Annotated in this window: 1 pseudogene; it reads left to right on the top strand. The window is 66.2% G+C overall.

Annotated features, from left to right (window positions below):
- Positions 1–477 (top strand): annotated as a pseudogene (locus P5F91_RS18525) (beta strand repeat-containing protein); the annotation flags it as partial.

Here is a 477-nt window from a genome sequence, read left to right as displayed (position 1 = left end):
GCGCAGCTGTCGACGCTGGGCACCACGAATCTGCAGGCCCTCAGCTCCAGCCAAGTGGCCGGCCTGACGACCGCCCAGGTTCAGTCGCTGACGACCGACCAGGCCGCAGCCCTGACGACGGCGCAGGTGACCAGCCTGTCGACCAGCCAGGTGAAGGCCCTGACGACCGACCAGCTGAACGCCTTGTCCACCGACACGGTGCAGAAGCTGACGACCCAGCAGGTCAGCCAGCTGACGACGGCGCAGATTTCTGGCCTCAACAGCTCCAACCTGAGCGCCCTGAACAGCGCCCAGGTGTCCAGCCTGACCAGCACGCTGGTCCAGGCCCTGACCAGCAGCCAGCTGAACAGCCTGACGACCGCCGACATTCGTGAGTTCACGACGGCGCAGGTCAGCCAGCTGACGACGGCGCAGGTGTCCAACCTCAGCAGCGACAACCTGAACGCCTTGACCAGCGCCCAGGTGTCGAAGCTGACC

Source organism: Nitrospirillum amazonense, assembly GCF_029594735.1.
GTDB lineage: Bacteria > Pseudomonadota > Alphaproteobacteria > Azospirillales > Azospirillaceae > Nitrospirillum > Nitrospirillum amazonense.
This window is presented reverse-complemented; position numbering and strand designations above follow the sequence as displayed.